The 15,298-nt window shown below is 69.4% G+C and carries 17 protein-coding genes; 7 read left to right on the forward strand and 10 right to left on the reverse strand.

The features are described from left to right. Nucleotides 1-418 precede the first annotated feature (418 nt). From P0Y48_11600 to P0Y48_11610, 3 genes are read right to left on the reverse strand one after another with little or no spacing between them, the layout of a single operon-like run. On the reverse strand, nt 419-1,381 hold the full coding sequence (locus P0Y48_11600; protein WEK13103.1) for an IS481 family transposase: 963 nt from the start codon (nt 1,379-1,381) through the stop codon (nt 419-421). Continuing rightward, nucleotides 1,378-1,926, reverse strand: a complete 549-nt coding sequence (locus P0Y48_11605) for an RNA polymerase sigma factor (GenBank protein ID WEK13104.1) — start codon at nt 1,924-1,926, stop codon at nt 1,378-1,380. Before P0Y48_11605 ends, P0Y48_11600 begins: the two co-directional genes overlap by 4 nt. Beyond that, nucleotides 1,923-2,372, reverse strand: a complete 450-nt coding sequence (locus P0Y48_11610; GenBank protein WEK13105.1) for a hypothetical protein — start codon at nt 2,370-2,372, stop codon at nt 1,923-1,925. The genes P0Y48_11605 and P0Y48_11610 overlap by 4 nt, the downstream gene beginning before the upstream one ends. Before the next feature lie 410 nt (nt 2,373-2,782). Here P0Y48_11610 and P0Y48_11615 point away from each other — a divergent pair, with 410 nt between their 5' ends. Together P0Y48_11615 and P0Y48_11620 are read left to right on the forward strand one after the other, a co-directional pair. Beyond that, nucleotides 2,783-3,193: a hypothetical protein gene (locus P0Y48_11615; protein WEK13106.1), complete on the forward strand. Its 411-nt coding sequence runs from the start codon at nt 2,783-2,785 to the stop codon at nt 3,191-3,193. An 8-nt stretch (nt 3,194-3,201) separates the two neighbouring features. Continuing rightward, nucleotides 3,202-3,444, forward strand: coding sequence for a hypothetical protein (locus tag P0Y48_11620; GenBank protein ID WEK13107.1), 243 nt, complete (start codon nt 3,202-3,204; stop codon nt 3,442-3,444). On the opposite strand, the gene P0Y48_11625 is transcribed toward P0Y48_11620, so the two are convergent. The 3 genes from P0Y48_11625 to P0Y48_11635 all read right to left on the reverse strand — a co-directional run bounded on the left by P0Y48_11625 (nt 3,441) and on the right by P0Y48_11635 (nt 6,666). Then, complete coding sequence (locus P0Y48_11625) at nt 3,441-5,081, reverse strand: alpha-amylase family glycosyl hydrolase (GenBank protein ID WEK13108.1); 1,641 nt, start codon at nt 5,079-5,081, stop codon at nt 3,441-3,443. The two genes, P0Y48_11620 and P0Y48_11625, sit on opposite strands and share 4 nt — an antisense overlap. A gap of 104 nt (nt 5,082-5,185) precedes the next feature. Beyond that, nucleotides 5,186-5,392, reverse strand: coding sequence for a hypothetical protein (locus P0Y48_11630; GenBank protein ID WEK13109.1), 207 nt, complete (start codon nt 5,390-5,392; stop codon nt 5,186-5,188). 212 nt (nt 5,393-5,604) lie between these two features. Then, entirely contained in the window at nt 5,605-6,666 is a 1,062-nt protein-coding gene (locus P0Y48_11635) for a histidinol-phosphate transaminase (GenBank protein WEK13110.1), read from the reverse strand. A gap of 82 nt (nt 6,667-6,748) precedes the next feature. On the opposite strand from P0Y48_11635, the gene P0Y48_11640 reads away from it, so the two are divergent. Continuing rightward, entirely contained in the window at nt 6,749-7,144 is a 396-nt protein-coding gene (locus P0Y48_11640; protein WEK13111.1) for a phage holin family protein, read from the forward strand. A gap of 1 nt (nt 7,145) precedes the next feature. Here the strand turns inward: P0Y48_11640 and P0Y48_11645 are convergent, their stop codons facing one another. Further along, nucleotides 7,146-8,462, reverse strand: a complete 1,317-nt coding sequence (locus tag P0Y48_11645; GenBank protein ID WEK13112.1) for a hypothetical protein — start codon at nt 8,460-8,462, stop codon at nt 7,146-7,148. After that, nucleotides 8,459-8,695 carry a hypothetical protein gene (locus P0Y48_11650; GenBank protein WEK13113.1) on the reverse strand — a complete coding sequence of 79 codons (237 nt, stop codon included), beginning with the start codon at nt 8,693-8,695 and terminating at the stop codon, nt 8,459-8,461. The genes P0Y48_11645 and P0Y48_11650 overlap by 4 nt, the downstream gene beginning before the upstream one ends. A 162-nt stretch (nt 8,696-8,857) precedes the next feature. Here P0Y48_11650 and P0Y48_11655 point away from each other — a divergent pair, with 162 nt between their 5' ends. From P0Y48_11655 to P0Y48_11670, 4 genes are all read left to right on the forward strand, one after another. After that, on the forward strand, nt 8,858-9,373 hold the full coding sequence (locus P0Y48_11655; GenBank protein ID WEK13114.1) for a DUF3060 domain-containing protein: 516 nt from the start codon (nt 8,858-8,860) through the stop codon (nt 9,371-9,373). Nucleotides 9,374-9,503: 130 nt separating this feature from the next. After that, nucleotides 9,504-9,944: a low molecular weight phosphotyrosine protein phosphatase gene (locus P0Y48_11660; GenBank protein ID WEK15065.1), complete on the forward strand. Its 441-nt coding sequence runs from the start codon at nt 9,504-9,506 to the stop codon at nt 9,942-9,944. 32 nt (nt 9,945-9,976) lie between these two features. Next, a complete protein-coding gene (gene purB / locus P0Y48_11665; GenBank protein ID WEK13115.1) occupies nt 9,977-11,368 on the forward strand; it encodes an adenylosuccinate lyase in 1,392 nt (463 codons plus the stop codon). A gap of 215 nt (nt 11,369-11,583) precedes the next feature. Beyond that, nucleotides 11,584-12,294, forward strand: coding sequence for a sigma-70 family RNA polymerase sigma factor (locus P0Y48_11670; GenBank protein ID WEK13116.1), 711 nt, complete (start codon nt 11,584-11,586; stop codon nt 12,292-12,294). Nucleotides 12,295-12,299: 5 nt separating this feature from the next. On the opposite strand, the gene P0Y48_11675 is transcribed toward P0Y48_11670, so the two are convergent. Both P0Y48_11675 and P0Y48_11680 read right to left on the reverse strand, forming a co-directional pair. Continuing rightward, nucleotides 12,300-14,006, reverse strand: a complete 1,707-nt coding sequence (locus P0Y48_11675) for an LPXTG cell wall anchor domain-containing protein (GenBank protein ID WEK15066.1) — start codon at nt 14,004-14,006, stop codon at nt 12,300-12,302. A 151-nt stretch (nt 14,007-14,157) separates the two neighbouring features. Further along, complete coding sequence (locus tag P0Y48_11680) at nt 14,158-15,102, reverse strand: hypothetical protein (GenBank protein ID WEK13117.1); 945 nt, start codon at nt 15,100-15,102, stop codon at nt 14,158-14,160. Nucleotides 15,103-15,298: the final 196 nt, after the last annotated feature.

Raw genomic sequence — 15,298 nt, forward strand, 5'->3', positions numbered from 1 at the left:
CACGCTAGCAACGTCGACCCCCCACCCAGGGAAGATTCGCTTGACTCCCGCCCACTTAACCCAGCCGACGACGCCGGCAGCGATCGCTGCTCACGCCTCAACCTTCTCCCGCGATTCTGTGGGTATCGCGTGTCGGCGAACATCGAAGGTCGTCAGGCAGCTGGCCAGTCATCCGCCAGCTTTCCTGCAGGTAGTAACCGCGACTTGTCGTTCGCAAGAGCCACGCAGCAGTCTGACGGCTCGCATGAGCTTTGGCAGACTCGCCTGACCGCTTGCACTGACGGGCGCCATCTGCGAGGGCCAATTCATCTCGCGAGGCTCGCTCCTGTCGCGGGACGCCGGTCGGCGCAGCCGCCCTGCCGACTGCCAATCAACTTCCCCCCGAGAGACGGTCGTCCGGCCCTCGTCGACGTTCAACCTAGATGTACTTCCCCGGGAGGTTGCGAACACGTGAGGCGGGAACAGCACCGTTGATGCCGGAGTGCGGGCGGTGGTGGTTGTAGTGGTGTAGCCAGCGTGGGTAGTCATCGGCGCGCGCTTCATCGGTCTCGTATGAGGTCGCGTATGCCCATTCCGCGGCGAGGGTTCGGTTGAAGCGCTCGACCTTGCCGTTGGTCTGCGGCCGGTAGGGCCTGGTTCGTCGGTGCTTGACCCCGTTCAGAGCAGTTGCGAAAACGTGTGAGCGGTAGCAGGAGCCGTTGTCGGTCATGACGGCCGACACCTGTATTCCGCTGCCGGCGAAGAAGGCTTCCGCGCGTTGCCAGAACGCTGCGGCGGTCTCCTTTCGCTCGTCGTTAAGGATCTCGGAGTAGGCGATGCGTGAGTGGTCGTCTACCGCGTGGTGCAGATAGGCGTAGCCGCGGCCCTTGCTCTTCTTGTTGCGCGCGCCTGCCTGCCGCCCCAGCACTCGGTGGCCGCCGCCGTTGGGGATTCGTCCGAGTTTCTTGATGTCGACGTGCACGAGGTCGCCGGGGCGTTCCGCTTCGTACCTGCTCGGCTTCGAGGCGCGGATGGGTAGTCCGGTGCTGCGGTCGAGGTGCGCCAGTCGCGGCATCCGGTAACGGTCGAGCACACGGCCAACAGTGGATCGTGGGATGCCGAGGTGATAGCTGATCCGGTGCGGTCCCCATTGACGGGTGAACCGCAAAGCGACGATGCGGTGCTCGAGGCGACGCGGGACCCGCGACGGGGAAGAGAGCGGCCGGGAACTGCGATCCGTGAGTGGTTGACCGTTCCGGTATCGGCGTGCCCACTTTGATGCCGTCGACGGCGCGCACTGGAAGCGCTCAGCTGCCCGCCGGACGCTCCATCCGCCGTCGACGATCAACGACGCAACGCGCCGTCGACCTTCAGGTGTCAACGGCGCGTTGGGGTGCGTCACTCGACGTCACCGCTTTCCGCCAGCTGATCTCGCAACACCTTTCGCGCGCGGGACAGTCGGGCGCGGACCGCGGTAGCTGGCTTGCCGAGAATCGTTGCGACTTCTTCCTGGGTGAACCCGTCCCAGTAGACCAGGCGCACGATCTCCTGGTCGATTTCGGGGAGGCAGGCGATGAGGGAGCGGACGTGCTCGTCTAGTTCGTCATCGCCCGCGGCTGCGGTCTGCTGGGTGACGATATCTGCGGCGAGTGTCACCCGAAGCCTGTCGCTCAATGCGGATCGGCGGCTGCGTCCGCGACGATATCGCGACAACATCTTGCGGGCGATGCCGAACAGCCAGGCTCGAAGCAGATCCGGCTCGACCTTGCTCGTCCGGCTGGATTGCCAGGCTGCGAGGAATGTGTCGCTCACCAGGTCGGCGGCGTCCTCGACGGGAACGTCACGCTTTACGAAGAAGCCAAGCAACCCGCCCGCCTCGCGCCGGAACGCATCAGCCAGATCCGCGCTCGCGGGCGCGGGAGTGGACCGTGTCACTGCGACGGTCAATGCAGTTGTCCCGTGCAGTCAGTCTGCATCTCGGCCGCCCCACCGCGACCCGCGGCAAGACCGAGCTCGTTCTCGACGTCGAGCACGATGAAGTCGAGCATCGACTCCGTGAGCGCGCTACGGGCCGACTGGGGCTCCCATTCGGGACTGCTCCCGTCGCCGGGGAGCCATCCGACAGAGTTAGGGAGGTCCGCGGGTGTGCCCGTCCTCTCGCCGGTGAGGACGAGTGCGTAGTTGTAGATTCGCTGACCGATCCCGTCGGCGGCGAACTCGTGCGTCTTGTAGTACTCGGTGACTTCCGCCAGGCGCGGCGAGAAGAGGGAGCTCGCAATGTGCGCGGTGCACGAGACCGTCACACCTGTGTCGGTCGTGTACTCGACCGCAATGGGGACATCCAGCCGTGTCATCTGGTCGGCCACGACAGCGCCGGCCGTAAGAGCACCCACCGCGACGACCGCTCCCGGCACCAGCCACAGAAGGCGCTTCCGATGCCTCTGTCCTCGATCTGCCCCCGCGTTCCGCGACTCCAGAACAAGCGCGTCAAGCGCCGCCTCGGTCGCGACCGAAGGAACGAAAGTTGGGCTGCTGCCCGACAGGACCTCATCAACAGTGCGCTTGCTCACGGCTACCCAATCCGTCTACGACCGCGGCACTTCCGCTGTCACAGAGGGAATGCCCGGCACTCCACGAAGTGTGACACGACGCTCAAGAATCGCTCCTCACGAGCGTTCACAATGTCCCAGGGAACTACACCTAGACGGAGGAGAACATATGCGAGCCATACTTGCGGGAGCTATCCCTGCTGTGTGCGACCAACGGCGGCGTCGCGGCGTACGCGGTAGAAGAAGGTGACTATGTGTCGGCAGGCGACACGATATCGGCGCTGGCGGGCGTTGACCGTGACCTCCTGCTCGCTCCAGCGGCTGCCGCACGCGTCGGCACAGTCGACCTCGGTCACGGAACCGTCGAGATTCCTTCGGTTTCCGCGAACGGACTGAACGTTGAGAGCGCAGGCATCGGCTTGACGATTGATCTCCCCGGCGCCAGCAACGCGGCCCGCGGCGTCAGCCTCGATGACGGGACCGTCACGTATCCGAGCAAGGACTTCAGCAATTCGGTGATCGCATCGGAAGCGGGTTTGCAGCTCCTCACGACGATCGCAGGACCCGACGCTCCCGCGCGATACGAGTACCCAATCGATCTCCCACGTCTCATAGGACCTGGCGTTCTCGGCGGTGTCGAGTACAAAGACAAGTACTGCAAGTAGGGATTCAGATGAGACGGTACGTCAATCGGCATGCATGGCGCGCGCTGTCCGCCACGACGCCCCGCAGGCTGACGGTGTGCGGAGCGCTGGTCGCCTATGCGCTCGCAGCATGGTGGGCAGGGCCGTTCATTCCTGAGTGGCTAATCGCGCTCGTCGGCGTGTTGCTGCTCGCCATCCTGCTCTATCTCGGTGCCGCGTGGCTCGATCGCGACACCCTCGACCGGCGGGAGCCGCCATCGGGGGACGACTAGGCCCCGGGAGGCAGCTTTGTCGGGGTACCCGCGAGGTCGACGACGGCGCAGCCGAACGGCGCGAGGCGCAGGCTGCGGCCAGCGAGGTCGGCGCGGAACGACACCGCGAACACCGGCGCCGCTCCGCCCGAGGATCCCAGGTCGACCGCGTGCGGGCTGTCCGAGGGGTTGAGGGCGACGAGCAGACTGCCGCGCCGGAACACGAAGGGATAGCCGGTCTGCACGACCTCGACCGGTTCGCGCGCGCCGAGGCGCGCATCGGATCGGCGCAGCGCGATCGCCGCCCGCACGAACCGCAGCAGCGATCCCGGATCGTCGAGCTGATCGGCCACGGTCGGCCGCAGGGGGTCGGGGTCTTGCGGAAGGTAGCGCGACTCGAACGCCGGCGCCGCCCCGACGGCGGTCGTCGGCGGGAGATCGCCCCACTGCATCGGGGTGCGCGAGCCGGCACGCTCGTAGGCCGGTCCCAGGGAAGACCCCTCCAGCGACGCGAGGCCCGGCACGTACCGCATGCCGATCTCGTCGCCGTAATAGATCGACGGCAGGGCGGGCCACGTGAGCGCGAGCAGTAGCGCACTGCGCGCCTGCACGGCATCCCGGCTTCCCGAGACCAGGCGCGTGAAGTCGTGGTTGGCGGTCGGGAGCCCCGGGATGCCGGTGGCCCCCGCGGCCTCGATCGCGTCGACCGCCCGCCGCCATGCGTCGACGAAGTACGCGGCATCACCGGTGCCCGCGGCATCCGCCCACGCGTTCGGCTCCGCCCACGCCTCATGCACGGTGCCCGCGCCGTTGTTCCAGAGCGACTTCAGCGCGGCGCCGTCGTCGTCGCCGCCGAACTGGAGGAAGAAGTCGACATCGAAACCGGCCGGCACCGCCCGTGCCGGGTCTCCCCACTCGGAGATGAGGATGTTCCCCGGATGCCGGGCGTCCAGACGCGCGCGCACCTCCGCCCAGAGGCGCCCCGTCTCGACGTGTCCCGGATCGTCCTTCACGAGCGACGCCGCCATGTCGACGCGGAAGCCCTGCACGCCGCGGTCGTACCAGCGGGAGATGATCTCGACGAGCGCGTCGCGGTTGCGTCGGGGACCCTCGGCGTCGACCGACTGCCGCCACGGCTCGGCATCGTCGGGGCGGGCGTACCCGAAGTTCAGCGCCGGCTGGAAGTCGAAGAAGTTCGGCTTGTAGAACTCGCCCCGCGAGCCCGGTCCGGCGACGAATCCCTCGGCCGGAGTGGGGCTCCACACGTAGCGCGAGTCGCCGGGGACGTCTGCGGAGGCGACGAACCAGGGATGCCGGTCGGACGTGTGTCCCGCGACGAGATCGAGCACGACGGCGATCCCCCGCGCGTCGGCCGCCGCGACGAGCCGGTCCAGGGCCGCATCGCCGCCGTAGCGCGCGTCGATGTGGTCGAAGTCGGCGGCGTCGTACCCGGCATCCCGCATCGGAGAGACGAAGCAGGGATTGAGCCAGACGGCATCCACTCCCAGCCAGGCCAGGTAGTCCAGCCGAGCGGCGACGCCGTCGAGGTCGCCCATGCCATCGCCGTCGCCGTCAGCGAAGCTCTGCGGGTAGGCCTGGTACAGGACGACGCGGTCGAGGCGATCGCGGAGGGTGAGCAGCGACGGTGATGCGGGCATGGGTTCCACCGCGTCACCGTACCCGATGGAGCCGCGGCCCGTCCGGAGGGTGGGAGCGCCGCGGCGTCGTGCGGCGTCGCCGCTACCGGGCCGAGCGACGCGACCTAGCGGTCGTCCGATCGCGCGAGAAGTCTGTCGGCGGCGAGCAGCACGAACCCACCGATGAGCACGGGAGCCACGGCGACGAGGATCGTCAGCGGTGGGGCTCCGACGGTGATAGCGGAGACGAGGGCTACCGCCCAGATGAGCCCGCCCACGACGAGCAGGCTCAGTCCTGCCGTCTCGAATCCGTCGTTGCGTCTCGCCGCCACAGCGCTCTCCTGTCTGCTGGTCGCCATCCGCCACGGCCGGTGGGCCGCGCTGATGTGCAGGAACGGTATGGCATGCATGCGCAGTTCACAAGAGCAGTCGAGGAAACTGCCGGTCAAATTGCCGGAGGCTTCCGGGGCCGTGGCCGAGGGTTCAGGCGCGGGGTCAGGCGACGGCGCGGGGTCAGGCGACGCGGGCTCAGGCGACGGCGGGGTCAGGCGAAGTCGGACGCGACGGCCACGACGCGGTCGATCGACTCCGCTTCGCCGACGGAGATGCGGATGCCGTCGCCGGCGAAAGCGCGCACGATCAGCCCCGCCGCCTCGAACGCCGCCGCGATCTCCACGGTCCGCTCACCGGCCGGCAGCCACACGAAGTTGCCCTGCGCCTGCGGGACGTCCCACCCGGTCTCGCGCAGCCGGGCGACGAGGTCGTCACGGCGGGCGGTGATCGTCCGCACGCGGTCGAGCAGCTCCTCCTCCGCGTCGAGGCTCGCCAGCGCGGCCGCCTCGGCGGCCGCCGTGACCGACAGCGGGATGCCGGTGGCGCGCGCCGCGTCGAGGATGCGCGGGTGACCGATCGCGTAGCCCACGCGAAGCCCCGCCAGGCCGTAGGCCTTGGAGAAGGTGCGCAGCACGACGACGTTCTCGCGGCCGGATGCCAGCACGCGGCGGCCGTCGACGGCATCCGGGTCGGTGACGAACTCGGCGTACGCCTCGTCGAGCACCACCAGGAGGTCGCTCGGCACGGCGCCGAGGAACGCGTCGAACTCGGCCTGCGTGACGACGGGACCCGTCGGGTTGTTCGGGCTGCACACGATGGCGATGCGGGTACGGTCGGTCACGGCTGCCGCCATCGCCGCGAGGTCGTGCCGGCCGTCGGCCGTGTTCGGCACCGTCACCGCCGTCGCTCCCGCCACGACCGCCAGCCCCGGGTACGCCTCGAACGACCGCCACGAGAACAGCACCTCGTCGCCATGCCCGCTCGTGGCCTGCGTCAGCTGGTAGAGGATCGAGACCGACCCGGCCGCGACATGGACCCGATCGGATGCCACGTCGAACCGCTCCGCGAGCCGCGCGCGCAACCGCGATGCCGACGCGTCGGGGTACCGGTTGATCCCCGTCGCGGATCGGATCGCCTCGACCACCGATGGCAGCGGCTCGAACGGGTTCTCATTGCTGGAGAGCTTGAACGCGTCGGCGCCGGCCTGCTTGCCCTGCCGGTAGGCGGGGAGCGCGGCGATCTCGGGGCGGAGGCGGACGGGCAGGTCGGTCACCCGTCGAGTCTACGGAGCGCGTGCGTATCGGCGCAGATCGCTGCTGCCCCGCGTGGGCGGTCCGTGGCACAATGACGGCACCATGAGATTCCTCATCCGCGTCATCGTGAATGCGTTCGCCATCTGGGTCGTCACCCTGATTCAGCCGCTCGAAGTCGATGTCATCGCCTTCGCGCCCGGCGAGACGCTGCAGCTCGTCCTGACGCTCCTCGCGGTGGCGGCGGTGTTCGCCATCGTCAACACGGTCATCGGCACGCTCATCAAGATCGTGGCGTTCCCCCTCTACATCCTGACGCTGGGCCTGATCTCCCTCATCGTCAATGGGCTCCTGCTGTGGATCACGGCGTGGGCCACCCACTGGTGGTCGTGGGGTCTGCGGGTCGAGGACTTCTGGCTCGGCGTGCTGGCCGCTCTCGTGATCTCGCTGATCAACTGGATCTTCGGCATCATCCTGCGCCCGCAGCTGAAGCGACGCTGACTCACCCACGCCGCGGCGGCACCTCCGCGCCCCGCCCCGTTGCCCCCGGACCGCGCGCACCGGGATCTCGGGCACCGAAGTCTCGTCGAGCGCCGTAGACGACGGCCGTCCCGACGGCGGTGCCGAGTGTCGCCAGCTGGACGTGCAGAGCCTTCACGCGGGGATCGTCGGACCGATCGACGAGCGCGGCCGTCTCGCGATACTCGTCCATCTGGTGCACGCCGATGCCCACATCGCCCCACCGGATCGACGGATCGACGACCCGCTCCGCGACGAAGCTCTCGGGCGAGCCCGCGCTCGTCGGAAGCCCGCCCCCTGTCAACGCGACGATCGGATCGTCGGGGTGACGGACGGTGACGACCAGCACGTCGTCGTCGAGATCGGCCTCGACGGGAGTGGCGAAGGTGACCACAGTGCCGACGTCGTAGCCGCCCTCGCGCGCGAGCCGCACTCCGATCATCCCCCCTTGCGAGTGCCCCGCGATGTGCACGCGGTCGCCCGACTCCGCCCCCGCCGCGGCGAGCGCTCGTCGTGTCGCGTCGTACGACGACGACCCCTGTCCGAGATAGAGCTCGAGGTTGGATGCCATGTCCCACGGCTCCGCGTAGGGTGCCCCGAGATTCTGCGTTCCGGCGATGTAGACGACGTACTCGCGCTCTCCGGCGGCCGTCGCATACGACTCGACGCGGACTCTGCCCTCGCCGCCGCCCGGCATCCGTGCGGCGATCTCTTCGAGTGTGCGCGGCGGCGCCACCTCGGCGCGCGACACCTCGTGGACGACGGCGGGACGCGTCACCGGACGCAGCGGCGGGGCATCGGGAGGGAGCGTGCCGGCACCGACCGCGCGTATCGCAGCCGTCGCCGACCCGAGCACGAATGCCGCCGTGATCCACGGCCCTGCCGCGCCGCTGAGCTGCGCATCGATCACCTGCTGGCGCCCTCCTCGCCAGTGCTCCCACATGCGCATCGCTTCGCCCGTGGTGCCGGCCGGGGTGTCCACGTCGCCACCCGTGGCGAGTTCGAGCCCGCGCGAGACAGCGATCGCGTGCGACTCGATCAGCTCGTACACCTCGGCCCGGTGCCGGAGTGCGAGGGCGATGTCGGTCGCACGGTCGCGCGCCTCATCCGCCCGCCCGGCCGGCAGCGGTTCCCACAGGCCAGCTCTTCGCGAGGCGAGATCGGCGTGCCGGAGGATCGCACCGACGTCGTCGCACTCGTCGGCGAGGCGATCGAGGAGCCCCGCCGCGTGCCGCAACGACTCGGTGTCGACCGCGATCAGACCTCCCGACCGGATGTCGAGGGCATCGTCGTCGGTCACGGTGCCGCTCCCGCTCGCGCCGCGAGCACGGCATCCCACCGCGTGACCTCCTCGTCGATACGTGCGAGCAGCGCGACCCACTCGGCGAACGCGTCGGCGAACTCCGCGGCCGACGGCGACCGCCAGCTCACCGCGGCCGCCACGGCGGGTGCGCGGGCGTGCAGCGTCGCGAGGGCGCCGTGCGCGCGCACCAGCAGCTCCCGCGCCTCGGCGAGCGCGCTCTCGTCCGCCATGCCTTGTCCCCCTTTCCCTTCCCCGCACTGCGAGCATCCCGCCCCGCGAACCGTCCGCCAGCGCGCGCATCGCGATCCGTGACCAACATCTGCGACGGCCTCCCTGTGGAGAGAGCACTGTGAAGGAGACACCGTGTCGGGGCTGTCCTCTACGGTCGAACCATGGCTCTTGCGCACCGCACTCCGTCGTCGGCCCGGCGGACCGCTCTCGCGGCGGTCATGCTCGGCGTCGCCCTCTCTCTTGCCGGCTGCGTCGGCTCCGCCCCGGGGACCGGGTCGCTCGAAGTCACCAACGGCCCCTGCTCCGGACGGTCCTTCACCGTGTCCGAGGACGGCGCGCAGCTCGCACTCGACGGAGAGTGCGGCGACGTCGTCATCGATGCCGACGACGTGACGATCAACCTCGACGCCGCGACGTCACTCGTCATCGACGGGAATGACGTGACCGTCATCGCCAACCGCCGCGTGGACACGCTGACCATGAACGGGGAGGGGAACAACGTGAACGGATCGGAGATGGGATCCGTCAACCTCGACGGGACGCGCGGCACCGTGATCGCCACTCTCATCGAGACGCTGGCTGTCTCCGGCGACGACAACACGGTGAACTGGGATTCCGGCGCGCAGGGCGGCTCCGACACGGGCAGCGGCAACACGCTCATCTACAACGGCGAGTGAGTTCGAGAGGCGTTCCGATACGACAACCTGTGCAGGACGCGCCGAATCCCGCACAATGGGGGGCGTGGCTACACGAGACGACCCCTTCCGGGTGGTGTTCGTCTGCACCGGCAACATCTGTCGCTCGCCGATGGCCGAGGTCGTGTTCCGGTGGTTCGCCGACCAGGCGGGACTGGGCGACCGCGTGAGGTCGGCGAGCGCCGGCACGGGCGACTGGCACGTGGGCGAACGCGCCGACGCCCGCACGCTCGACGCTCTCACCGGCCGAGGCTACGACGGCTCACGCCATCGCGCGCGTCAGTTCACCGTCGCCGACTTCGACCGTCACGACCTGATCGTCGCGCTCGACCGCTCGCACGAACGCATCCTCGCGGGCTGGGCGCGCACCCCTGCCGACACCGACAAGCTCGCGCTCCTGCTCGCGTTCGACCCGGCCGCGGACGGCAACCTCGACGTCCCCGACCCGTACTACGCAGGCCCGGCGATGTTCGACGAGGTGCTCGGTATGATCGAGAGTGCGAGCCGGGCGCTCTTCCGGCAGCTCGAGCCCGCTATCCGCCCGACGTCCTGAGCGCCCGATCCTCCCCGATCGGAGCCCCTCCTGTGACTTCTGCGTCCGCCCTCCCGCCCCAGCCCCTGAGCCCGCTCGACGGCCGGTATCGCACCGCCGTGGCCGGCCTGAGCGACTACCTGTCCGAGGCGGGGCTCAACCGCGCCCGCGTCGAGGTCGAGGTGGAGTGGATCCTCGCTCTCTCCGACCGCTCGCTGTTCGGCTCCGCACCGTTGACGGACGACCAGCGCGAGAGCCTCCGCGGCCTCTACCGCGACTTCGGCCAGGCGGAGATCGACTGGCTCGCCGAGAAGGAGGCCGTCACCCGGCACGACGTGAAGGCCGTCGAGTACCTCGTGCGCGACCGCCTGGCATCCCTCGGGCTGGATGCCGTCGCCGAACTCGCCCACTTCGCGTGCACGAGCGAGGACATCAACTCGGCGTCGTACGCGCTGACGGTCAAGCGGGCCGTCGAGCTCGTGTGGCTGCCGAAGCTGCGTGCCGTCATCTCCGCGATCGGCGACCTCGCACGCGAGCACCGGGATGCCGCGATGCTCTCGCGCACGCACGGCCAGCCGGCCACCCCGTCGACGATGGGCAAGGAGCTGGCCGTGTTCGCGTGGCGCCTCGAGCGCGTCGCGCGGCAGATCGAGGGGGGCGAGTACCTCGCGAAGTTCTCCGGCGCGACCGGCACATGGTCGGCCCACCTCGCCGCCGCGCCCGACGCGGACTGGCCCGAGGTGTCGCGAGCGTTCATCGAGAGCCTCGGGATCGACTTCAACGTGCTGACGACGCAGATCGAGTCGCACGACTGGCAGGTCGAGCTGTACGACCGGGTGCGGCACGCGGGCGGCATCCTGCACAACCTCGCCACCGACATCTGGACCTACATCGCGATGGGCTTCTTCGCCCAGATCCCCGTCGCCGGCGCCACGGGATCGTCGACGATGCCGCACAAGATCAACCCGATCCGCTTCGAGAACGCGGAGGCGAACCTCGAGATCGCGGGAGGACTGTTCACCACGCTCGCCTCGACCCTCGTGACCTCTCGCATGCAGCGCGACCTCACCGACTCGACGACCCAGCGCAACATCGGCGTCGCGTTCGGCCACTCGCTGCTCGCGCTCGACAACCTGCAGCGCGGCCTCACCGAGATCTCGCTGTCGCGCGATGTCCTGCTGGCCGACCTCGACGCCAACTGGGAAGTGCTCGCCGAGGCGATCCAGACGGTCGTTCGCGCTGAGATCGTCGCCGGCCGTTCGGAGATCACCGACCCCTACGCGCTCCTGAAGGAGCTCACCCGGGGCCGCCGCGTCGGCGGGACGGAGCTGGCGGAGTTCGTGCGCGGCCTCGATGTGGGCGACGCCGCGAAGGAGCGCCTGCTGGCGCTCACGCCGGCCACGTACACGGGCCTCGCCGACCGTCTCGTGGACGAACTCGGCTGATACGAGCGACCCCTCACCACTGAGGGCTGACGTCGGCGGCGCCCGTCGCCCACGTCCCTCATCTCCGCGGGATTTCGCCCCGAACGCTGCAGAATCGACGCTCACCCTCCCTACGGTCTCCCCACGGGGGACGCCAGCGCTGAGCGGCACCCGACGGGCACCGGCTCGTCGGCGCGCTGATCGTCATCGTCGATCAGCCGCTGGGGGGTGTCGCCATGTCCGTCGTCACTGTTTTGGCCGAGGCGCCGGCGGCGCGCGCATCGCGCGACTCGCACGAGGAGCTCACGGTCTACTTCGCCGAGAACCGCGCGATGCTGCTGTCGTTCGCTCGCAAGATCGCCGGTGGCGTCATCGACCCGCAGGATCTCGTTGCGGATGCCGTGGCATCCGCTGTCGCCCAGATCGCGCGCGGGCAGCGGATCGCGGCGGTCGGCGCCTATCTGTTCACGACGATGCGCAATCGCGTCCACGACGAGCGGCGTTCGCCGCGCTCGCGAGTCATCGCGCTCGTGGAGGACGACGTGTGCGCCGATGAGGAGGCGTTCCGCTCGGCGGACCTGTTCCGTGAGCGCGCACTGATCCGGCGGGCGCTGCACAGTCTTCCGCTCGAGCAGCAGCGGGCACTGATGCTCGTCGTGGTCAACGAGGAGAGGCCGCGCGACCTCGTCGCCGAGTTCGCGCGGCCCGCGTCGTCGATCTCTTCGCTCGTCTACCGGGCGAAGCTGGGGCTGCGTCGGGCCGTCCTCCGCCAGCTGCTCGGTGAGGGCGAGCGGTCACCGGAGTGCCGAGCGTTCGCCGACGCGCTTCCCGACATCTTCCCCCTCGACCGCGGACACGCCCGCACCGCACCCGGGTTCGAACACCTGGGTGGGTGCGAGGCGTGCTCCGCGGCCTGGGACCGGTTCACCGCGCTACCGGCGAGCTGAGCGACTCACGCCACGCGACGCCGGCGAACCATCAGCCAGAGGCCGGCGAACACGGCGAGCGCGATGGTCGCACTGCCCCCGATGAGGAACGCGTCGGCGCTCGCCCCGCCCGTGAGCGGCAGCGCGACGCTGGGGATCCGCTCGTTGACGAAGCGGTACACCGCGGTGTCGCCGGGGCCGGGCGCGACGATCTCCGCCGAGTCGACGTCTACCCACGTGGACCCCTCGAGACGTTGCAGCGCGACCTGTCGGTAGGCGAGCGTGTCGGAGGTCGACTCCTCCGTGAGCGTGTAGCCGTGCCCGGGACGCACCTCGACCGTGTTGGCACCCGCCACATCGGTCTCGGCGCCGGTGAGCGTGGCCGTCGGCAGGGGGCCATCCGCAAGGGAGTCGGGTGTGGCGGTCAGCTCCCACGCGTCCGCCTCGAACCCCGGCTGCGGGTCGATCACGTGCTTGAGGATCGTGAGGGATGCCGTGGAGTTGACGATCGTGCACGTGACGTCTTGACCACGCGGCATGGTCATGTACTCGTCGGTCACCGTGACGGCCGTGCCGTCTTCATCCAGGACGCACTCCCAACCGGCGCCGACGTACGTCAGCGGACCGCCGGTCTCCTCGAGCCCGTAGGTCGCCCCGCCCGTTACCGGGGCCGACACCGGCGTGGTCGCCGTATAGGTTCCCGAGGGGCCGGGAAGGGCTGAGCCCGGGCCGGAAGCGGACAGGGTCCACGACGATGTGGGCTCGTCGCCGTAACCCACCTCCTTGACGAGGGAGAGCGTCTGCTCGCACGTGACCGTGTTGGTGATCTCCACCGTGTTGTGCTCTTGGGTCAGGGTGACATCGACGCCGTTGGCATCCAGCGCGGTCGACTGGGGATCGCCGTTGATGTCGGTGACCTCTCCCTCGACCGTGCAGTGCGCGTAGTCGCCGCTCAGCGTGGCGTCTTCGGTCACGGTAGCCACGTCGTCGCGGACGTAGCCCGTGCGCGTCGCGCCCCAGTCCTGGTCGGTGGCGCCCGCGGCACCCGGTCCGGTGAGCTGCAGCTGTGCGTCGAGCCCCGCCGGCTGGTCGCCCTCGTCGAAGGTCTGCCCGTCGACCTCCCAGACCTTCTCGACCGTCACATCGGCCGGCAACTCGGGCACCTCGCGGTTGTACACCGTGCACGAGATGGCCGCCGGCGCAGTCGCCGTCAGGGTGAACCCGGGATTGGCCGGGTTGCCGGCGTTGGTGACCGAGACGGGCGCGCCGGTGACGGTGTCGACGCACACCGCGTTCTTGCCGCCCTGCGTGACGAGTTCGTACCCGGTCTGCTGGGTCTCGGCGACCGTGATGGCTCCCGAGGTCGTGCCGCCCGTGAACGTCAGCGGGAAGTTCACGGCGCCGGTGCCGTCGGAGATCGTGGTCTTCGTGGCCGGCAGGCCGCCGATCCCGGCGGTCGCGGTGGTGGCGTCGAACTGCCAGCCCGCGGGGGCGACCGTGGAGCCCGTGACGTTCTCGCCGGTGTTCGTCGACGGCACGATCTGCTTCACGACGCTGATCGTGCCGACGCAACGGGCCTGCGCGATCTGCTTTGCAGCAGTGATCGCCGCCGCGAAGTCAGCTGCGGCGATGTAGTCGGCCGATGCGGCGTTGCTCCCGTTGAAGCCGACGGGGCCGCTCGTCGCTCGGAGGTTGAGGGAGCCGCTGTTGGCGAAGCTGGCGCCGGCGCCCACACCGAGAATCCTCGTGCCCTCCGACTTGAGAAGGTTCGCCGACAGGATGGCGTACTCCGTGTCCTTGATGCGGTTCCAGGAGGAGTTGTTCGGCGTCGGAAGAGGCGATCCGTAGAGGCTCGGCTGTCCATCGGTGATGTGGATCGCGAGGTCATAGTGCGGCGCGGCGGCGGCCGTCTGGTAGAGGCCGGCGTCCCAGTTCGTTCCGCCGAAGACCCCCCAGTTCGACCACTGATTCTTGAACGCCGTCGCCCCCGCGACGGTGGAGACGGGCAGGAGGTTCGGATGGTTGGCGCCGTTGGTGGCCGGCGAGCCCTGACCGTAGCTGAAGACGGCCATGCGCGTCGGCGTGCCCACGAAGGCGTCGACGATCGCGTTCGCGGTCGCGAACGGCTCCCCCCGGCGTCAGCGTCATCGAAGTCGAGAGGTCGAGGATGAGCGCGACGTCGAGGCCGCACGACTGCGCGAGCGGCGGGTTGTTACGCGAGGGCGTCCAGACACCGCCGGAAGCCAGCACGTTCGATGTCGACGCGGTCTGGGAGACGAACATGAAGTCGGCAGAGGAACGATAGGTCGTGTTGGCACGCAGCTGGACGCCCGTCTGGAACCCGTAGACGGATGCCGTCGACGGCGGGAAGCTCGCTGTCCCCGTGCGGAGGGTCGGGTTGCTGTACCACCCCGCGGGCACGGAGACCTCGCGGACGTAGTAGCGCTGGTCGCGATTGACGCCGCCGACCTGCGTGTTCGGCACGATGAAGGAGCAATCACCCTCGGCATCCGACGTGCACCGGGCCCAGGTGGTATTGATCGGGCTGGTCGAGGTCAGCGACGTGTACAGCCCCAGCTGCACCCCCGGCAACGGCGTGGCGATCGTGGCGCCGCTGTCGGTCACGCCCTGTCCGATACGGTCTCCCCCCACCTTCACGGTGATCACGGATGTCGTCGACGTCGGTGCGGGCACGGCGGCGGCGGCAGGTGCGGCGGCCACGACGAACGAGCCGGCGGTCACCACGAACGCGAGAAGCGCGGCCCCCCATGCGCGCGCCGATCGACGGCGCCCTCTGGTGGCGGTGGACGAAACGCTCTCGCTCGACATCAGTTCTCCCTGCTCCCTCTGCGCGTGAACGCGCACGACGGGGCCCCGGATGTACGGATGCCCCCCTAATGACGACGTACGAGAGGGCGAAATCTGTCGGCGATGCGAAGAATCGGACCGGGGCGGCCCTTACGACGCGGGCGACGAGGCGAAGCTCGGGCGCGACGAAGACGCGCCGATTCTCGCCGGCACGTCA

The organism is Candidatus Microbacterium phytovorans, assembly GCA_029202445.1.
Classification (GTDB): Bacteria; Actinomycetota; Actinomycetes; order Actinomycetales; family Microbacteriaceae; genus Microbacterium; species Microbacterium phytovorans.

Bases quoted from the DNA above. Each gene is read 5' to 3' on its own strand.
- P0Y48_11620 (WEK13107.1), top strand. From the start codon at position 3,202: ATGAGACGGTACGTCAATCGGCATGCATGGCGCGCGCTGTCCGCCACG.
- P0Y48_11625 (WEK13108.1), bottom strand. From the start codon at position 5,081: ATGCCCGCATCACCGTCGCTGCTCACCCTCCGCGATCGCCTCGACCGC.
- P0Y48_11640 (WEK13111.1), top strand. From the start codon at position 6,749: ATGAGATTCCTCATCCGCGTCATCGTGAATGCGTTCGCCATCTGGGTC.
- P0Y48_11650 (WEK13113.1), bottom strand. From the start codon at position 8,695: ATGGCGGACGAGAGCGCGCTCGCCGAGGCGCGGGAGCTGCTGGTGCGC.
- P0Y48_11655 (WEK13114.1), top strand. From the start codon at position 8,858: ATGGCTCTTGCGCACCGCACTCCGTCGTCGGCCCGGCGGACCGCTCTC.
- P0Y48_11660 (WEK15065.1), top strand. From the start codon at position 9,504: ATGGCCGAGGTCGTGTTCCGGTGGTTCGCCGACCAGGCGGGACTGGGC.
- P0Y48_11670 (WEK13116.1), top strand. From the start codon at position 11,584: ATGTCCGTCGTCACTGTTTTGGCCGAGGCGCCGGCGGCGCGCGCATCG.
- P0Y48_11680 (WEK13117.1), bottom strand. From the start codon at position 15,102: ATGTCGAGCGAGAGCGTTTCGTCCACCGCCACCAGAGGGCGCCGTCGA.